Source organism: Acidovorax sp. GW835-FHT14G06 (genome assembly GCF_058793595.1).
The window spans coordinates 550,296-556,299 of record NZ_JBXAGA010000001.1 but is presented as its reverse complement, the minus strand read 5'-3'; the positions used below and the strand labels follow the sequence as shown (position 1 = coordinate 556,299).

At 61.0% G+C, this 6,004-nt stretch carries 6 protein-coding genes; all 6 read left to right on the top strand.

Annotated features, from left to right (window positions below):
• Positions 1-127 precede the first annotated feature (127 nt).
• The 6 genes from AC1Q64_RS02450 to AC1Q64_RS02425 all read left to right on the top strand — a co-directional run bounded on the left by AC1Q64_RS02450 (position 128) and on the right by AC1Q64_RS02425 (position 5,891).
• Complete coding sequence (locus tag AC1Q64_RS02450) at positions 128-880, top strand: 16S rRNA pseudouridine(516) synthase (protein ID WP_492250314.1); 753 nt, start codon at positions 128-130, stop codon at positions 878-880.
• Between the two features lie 273 nt (positions 881-1,153).
• Positions 1,154-2,140, top strand: a complete 987-nt coding sequence (locus tag AC1Q64_RS02445) for a YncE family protein (RefSeq protein WP_492250313.1) — start codon at positions 1,154-1,156, stop codon at positions 2,138-2,140.
• 23 nt (positions 2,141-2,163) lie between these two features.
• Positions 2,164-2,985 (top strand): polysaccharide deacetylase family protein, encoded by an 822-nt coding sequence (locus tag AC1Q64_RS02440; protein ID WP_492250329.1) that lies wholly within the window; start codon positions 2,164-2,166, stop codon positions 2,983-2,985.
• 97 nt (positions 2,986-3,082) lie between these two features.
• Positions 3,083-4,096, top strand: coding sequence for a sterol desaturase family protein (locus AC1Q64_RS02435; protein ID WP_492250312.1), 1,014 nt, complete (start codon positions 3,083-3,085; stop codon positions 4,094-4,096).
• 35 nt (positions 4,097-4,131) lie between these two features.
• Positions 4,132-5,073, top strand: coding sequence for an EI24 domain-containing protein (locus tag AC1Q64_RS02430; RefSeq protein WP_492250311.1), 942 nt, complete (start codon positions 4,132-4,134; stop codon positions 5,071-5,073).
• Complete coding sequence (locus AC1Q64_RS02425; RefSeq protein WP_492250310.1) at positions 5,070-5,891, top strand: competence/damage-inducible protein A; 822 nt, start codon at positions 5,070-5,072, stop codon at positions 5,889-5,891. Before AC1Q64_RS02430 ends, AC1Q64_RS02425 begins: the two co-directional genes overlap by 4 nt.
• Positions 5,892-6,004: the final 113 nt, after the last annotated feature.

The following is a 6,004-nucleotide window of genomic DNA, read 5'->3' as shown; positions in this document are numbered from 1 at the left end:
CCGTGTGAAAGTAGGTCATCGTCAGGCTCTTACAGCCCAGAAAACCCCAGTCTACAAAGACTGGGGTTTTTTGCTTTCCAGGCGCACAAAAATCATCTCTTCTCGCTGACCCTCCCGGGTATTGACCATGCAACTACAAGACATTCTGTATTCCCAAGGTTTTGGTACGCGTCGTGTTTGCGCAGGCCTTATTCAGCAGGGATGGGTCTCGGTGCGTGAGGCATCTTCGCCCAATGCCGAGTATGTGCTTTGCACGGAGGCAACCGCCGATTTTGAGCCCGAAGGGCTCCAGCTACGTGTGCAGGGAGTGGACTGGCCGTTCCAGGCCAAAGCCTATGTGCTGCTTCACAAGCCCGCCGGCACGGAATGCTCTCAAAAGCCTTCCACGTACCCCAGTATTTACACGCTCCTGCCTCCGCCCTTGCGCCAGCGGCCCACCAAGAGTGCCGTACAAGGAGTGCAGGCGGTGGGGCGTCTTGATCAGGACACAACGGGTATGTTGCTACTCAGCGATGACGGGCAGTTTATTCATCGCTTGAGTTCGCCCAAGAAGCATGTGCCGAAGGTTTACCAAGTAACAACCAAACATCCCGTGGACGAGGTACAAGTGTCGAAATTGTTGGCGGGAGTTGTGCTGGACGATGACCCCAAGCCGGTGCGTGCTGCAAATTGCGCCATCGTGGATTCACATCGCTTGGATATGACGCTGACCGAGGGCAAATACCACCAGGTCAAGCGGATGATTGCAGCGGTTGGCAATAGGGTGGAGGGGCTGCACCGCTCTCGCATTGGGGGGATGGATTTGCCTGCAGATCTGGAGCCCGGGCAATGGCGATGGCTGGATGCCTCGGATCTGGCACTGTTGAATAGCAACGCTTGAGCGTCGCGTCCACAGTGTGTCCCTTGTCGTCTGGCGGGGAGCGCCCAGCCTAGGCGCCATGCCTCCAATCGAGGATGCCTCGGCTGTCTAGGCCGAGAGCGCTTTGTCCACGAGCAATGACCGGATCCTGTGGTGAGACTGTGCATTCTCTGCTCCGCAAATACCGGGATGACTTTGATCAAAGAGTGCACGATCACCTTGGTGTTACGTGTTGTCGCTCAGAACCACGGCAGGTGCGGCGCTACACTTCAAGGCTGTGTTGAAAGTGGTTTTGTGAAGATTCTCTCGATTGCACGCATCTGCGTTGTGGCCCTTGGTGGGTGGTGTTACTCCTTGGCCAGTGTGGCGGCGGGCGCTCCGCCGCTTTTTGTACTCAATTCGCTGGAGGCCAGCGTCAGCGTCATCGACCCGGTGACCTGGACTGAGACGGCCCGCATACCTACAGGTAAAGAGCCGCACCATCTGTATCTGACCCCCGATGAAAAGTCGATCATCGTGGCCAACGCGCTCGGTGACACGCTGACGTTTGTGGACCCCCGTACCGCCGAGGTGCAGCGTACCGTACGTGGGATTGTGGACCCCTACCATCTGCGATTCAGTCCCGACATGAAATGGTTCATCACGGCCGCCAACCGTCTGAATCACGTGGACTTTTACCGCTGGGACGGCAAGGACCTGACCCTGGTGCAGCGCGTGGCCACATCGCGCACCCCCAGCCATCTGTGGATCGATAGCCGCAGCACCACCGTCTATTCGACCATGCAGGACAGTGACGAACTGGTGGCGATTGATATTGCCACCCAGACCATCAAATGGCGCGTCAAAACAGGCCCCATGCCTGCGGATGTCTACGGCAGTCCCGATGGCAAGCACCTGTTTGTGGGACTGACGGGCGGTGACAGCGTGGAGGTGTTCGATATCTCCGGGCGTGAAGCGGTCAGCGTCAAGCGGATCAAGACAGGCAACGGTGCACACGCCTTTCGCGCTGCTGGCGACGGGCACCACCTGTATGTGAGCAATCGCGTGGCCAACTCGATCAGCAAGATCGACATGAACACCCAGCAAGTCGTCGAGTCGTACCCCGTGCCTGGCGGGCCCGATTGCATGGATGTTTCGGCGGATGGCCGCTATATCTACGTCAGTTCGCGTTGGGCCCGGAAGCTGTCTGTGGTGGACACCCAGGCAAAGAAGGTGGTGCGCCAGGTCAATGTGGGTAAATCGCCCCACGGCGTATGGACACTGCAACACGCGCCACGTTGAGCGCGGTGCAGCCGGTGAGAGGTATGTTTCTCAGCGCTTTTTGTGGATCACGCAGCAGGCGTCGCGATGCTATTGTATTGATAGCTGTTTGGGCATGTTTCACTAGCGCTACCGCCCAAAATGACTGCAAAAAGCCCCTGTACCTGACCTTTGACACTGGCCACATGGAAGTGGCGCCTTTGGTGGCTGAGGTGCTCAAGCGCCAGCAGGTGCATGTGACCTTCTTTGCTGCCAACGAGCGCACGAAGGAAGGCGATGGAAGTCTGGGAGACCATTGGGCACCATGGTGGCGTGCACGCGCTGCGGAGGGCCATGAGTTGGCCTCCCACACCTGGAACCACACCTACTGGCGTGCCGATGCTGGCAGCGCGCCGCATCCGGCGTTTCGGGTCCGTCCCTCAGCGGGACCGCGTGAGGGTCAAAGCTTCGTGATGTCGGCGGCTGAATACTGCGAAGAAATTACCCGTGCTGCGGATCGTTTGAAGGCCATTTCCGGCAAGACGCCTTTGCCCCTGTTCCGCGCGCCTGGCGGCAAGACCTCTGCACAATTGATTGCCAGCGCGAAGGCCTGCGGTTACGCGCATGTGGGTTGGTCGCCTGCCGGCTTCTTGGGGGATGAGTTGCCCAGTGAGACGGCCAGCAACACCGCGCTGCTGAACAAGGCGCTGCGTGATGTGCGCAGTGGCGACATCCTGCTGGCGCACCTGGGGATCTGGTCGCGCAAGGACGCCTGGGCGCCTGCTGTGCTGGAGCCTTTGATTGAAGGACTCAAGCAGCGAGGGTTTTGCTTTCGCACCTTGCGGGATCATCCTGACTATGCGGCCGCAGCGGCTCAGGTTCGCTAGATGGGCTGTGGGGTCAAGTTCAATTGCGTGCGCAGTGGCTGAGGACGCACGCGCCGCTTGTTTGCATGAATAACCAGGTGCCAGGGAGCGCGACACAATGGGATGGCTAGGCGGTGTATTTGACAGCGTGCAGCAATGGCTTTTTGAGAGCGTGCTGCAGCCGCTGATGTTCACCACAGGGCTGGCCAGCCTGCTGGAGAACGGCTATGAGGCCTCCGGCTGGCTGCTGGTGGGATTGCTGCAGCTGGTGGTCATCGTGGCTGTGATTGGCCCCATGCAGCACTGGTGGCCGGTGGAGCAGGTCAATGACCGCGCCACCATCCGCACTGACATCCTCTACACCCTGATTCACCGGCTGGGCCTGTTCCGGCTGGCGCTGTTTTTCACGGTGGATCCGCTGGCGGATTCACTGTTTGGTGCCTTGCGTGTGGCGGGTGTCAGCACGTTCCAGCTCGATGGCCTCTGGCCGGGTGTGACGGACATCTCCTGGGTCAGCTTGCTGCTGTATCTGGTGGTGTTCGATTTTGTGGACTACTGGATCCACCGGGGGCAGCATCACTTTGAGTGGTGGTGGCGCCTGCATTCGCTGCACCATGCACAGCAGCAGATGACGATGTGGAGCGACAACCGCAACCACCTGCTTGATGACCTGCTGCGCGACGTGATTCTGGTGACGGTGGCGCAGCTGATTGGTGTTGCTCCTGGGCAGTTCATTGCTATCGTGGCCATTACCCAGCTCAGCGAGAGCTTTCAGCACGCCAACGTGCGGCTGTGGTTTGGTCAGGTGGGTGAGCGGCTCTGGATCAGCCCCCGGTTTCACCGCCGGCACCATAGCATCGGTATTGGCCACGAGACGGTCAAGCCTTCGGCCGAGGCAACATCGGACCAACCGGCAACGCTACCGCGCGTGGTACTCGGCGGGCATAACTTCGGGGTGCTTCTGCCTTGGTGGGACATGCTGATGGGCACGGCTAACTTTGAAAAGCGCTTTGACCCCACGGGCGTGCGCGACCAGGTCGAGCCGGGCCCCGATGGCCGTGTGCGCGACTACGGCGCGGGGTTCTGGTCCCAGCAATGGCGGGGCGTACTGAGGTTGCTGGGCAAGGCCTGAGTGGCCTGGCGGGCGCTGCCTGTATGCTTGCCGCCATGGGATTACTGCTTGATTCTTTCTGGCGTGCCGCCGCCTATTGCCTGCGTCCGCGGGTGATTGCGCTGTCGCTCTTGCCTCTTTTCTTGATGGCCGTTTTGGCACTCGGCCTGGGTTATTTCTACTGGGACGCGGCGGTGCAGGGGATGCGCGCGTTGCTCGATGCGTCCTCGTTGCTGGCCAGCGTCTGGGGTTGGCTTCAGGGCTGGGGCCTGGGGGATGTGACTGCTGTCATGGCGCCGTTGATGGTGGTGCTGGCCGTGGCGCCTGTCTTGGTGGTGGTGTCGCTGCTGGCCGTAGCGGTGCTCATGACCCCCGCCCTGGTGGCCTTGGTGGCTGCGCGGCGTTTTCCGGGTCTGGAGCGCAAGAAGGGCGGGTCCTTCATTGCGAGTGTGGCTTGGTCGGTAGGGTCCACGGTGCTGGCGCTGGTGGCGCTGGTGGTGTCTGTTCCGCTGTGGCTGGTGCCGCCGCTGGTGCTCATCCTGCCACCACTGATCTGGGGTTGGCTGACCTACCGGGTGATGGTGTTCGACGCCCTGGCGGACCATGCCAGCAAGGAAGAGCGCCTAGAGATATTCCGCCGCCATCGCAGCAGCCTGCTGGGCATTGGCATCGTCACGGGCTACCTGGGGGCTGCGCCCAGCATTGTGTGGGCATCGGGCGTGGTGTTTGCTGCCGCGTTTTTTGTGCTGGTGCCGCTGGCGATCTGGATCTACACCCTGGTATTCGCTTTTTCCTCGCTGTGGTTCACGCACTATGGACTGGCTGCCCTGCAGCGCTTGCGGGCCGAGCGGGCCATGATGGCGCCGATGACCGGGCCCGCCCCATTGGCCGAAGCGACCCTGCGTCCCACAGACGCGCCAGCTCTGAACACGGCGGCCCCCCCAGCGCCCGCGCTGCCGCCCCCTGCAAATCCGCACCCTGGAGACAATGCACCATGACCCCCACCTTTGGCCTCATCATCGTGGGCGACGAGATCCTTTCGGGCAAACGGGCCGACAAGCACATGCCCAAGGTGATCGAGCTTCTGTCGGCGCGTGGCCTCTCGCTGGCCTACGCCGACTATGTGGGTGACAGCCCGGACCGCATCACCGCCACGCTGCAGCGCGCATTTGCATCGTCCGATGTGGTGTTCTCGTGTGGAGGCATCGGCGCGACGCCTGACGACCACACGCGGCAATGCGCTGCACGCGCCCTGGGACGCGACCTGGCCTTGCATCCAGAGGCTGAGGCCCTGATCCGCGAACGCATGCAGGATGTGGCGCGCGAGCAGGGCGTGCCTTATGAGCCCGACCGGTCCGACAACGTACATCGCCTCAACATGGGCATGTTTCCAGTGGGTGCGCGCATCATTCCCAATCCCTACAACAAGATCCCCGGCTTCCGTTGCGACGGGGCTGGGGGCGGTGCAGTGCACTTCGTTCCGGGCTTTCCTGTCATGGCGTGGCCCATGATCGAGTGGGTGCTGGAGCAGCACTACGCAGCCCATTTCAACCGAGCACCGCAGACTGAGCAGTCGGTGGTGGTTTATGGCGCGATGGAGGCAGCATTGACGCCTCTTATGGAGCAGATTGAAAAATCGCACCCTGATGTGCGGGTGTTCAGTTTGCCCAGCGTAGATCATCCACAATACGGGCGGCATATCGAACTGGGTGTCAAAGGGCCCGCGTCCTCGGTGCCTGCTGCATGGCAGGCTTTGAAAACAGGATTGCACGAATTTGGTGCAAATTGCGGCCCTGAATTGGTGCGCAACCTGTGAGACTCAGATTTGGTAGATGGGTTGCACTGTATTGGTGCAATTTGGCGCACGCCATGCCGACGTGTCCCGGGTAGCGCTCCTTCATAGTGCGGTACTGCACTCGGCTGGCACGC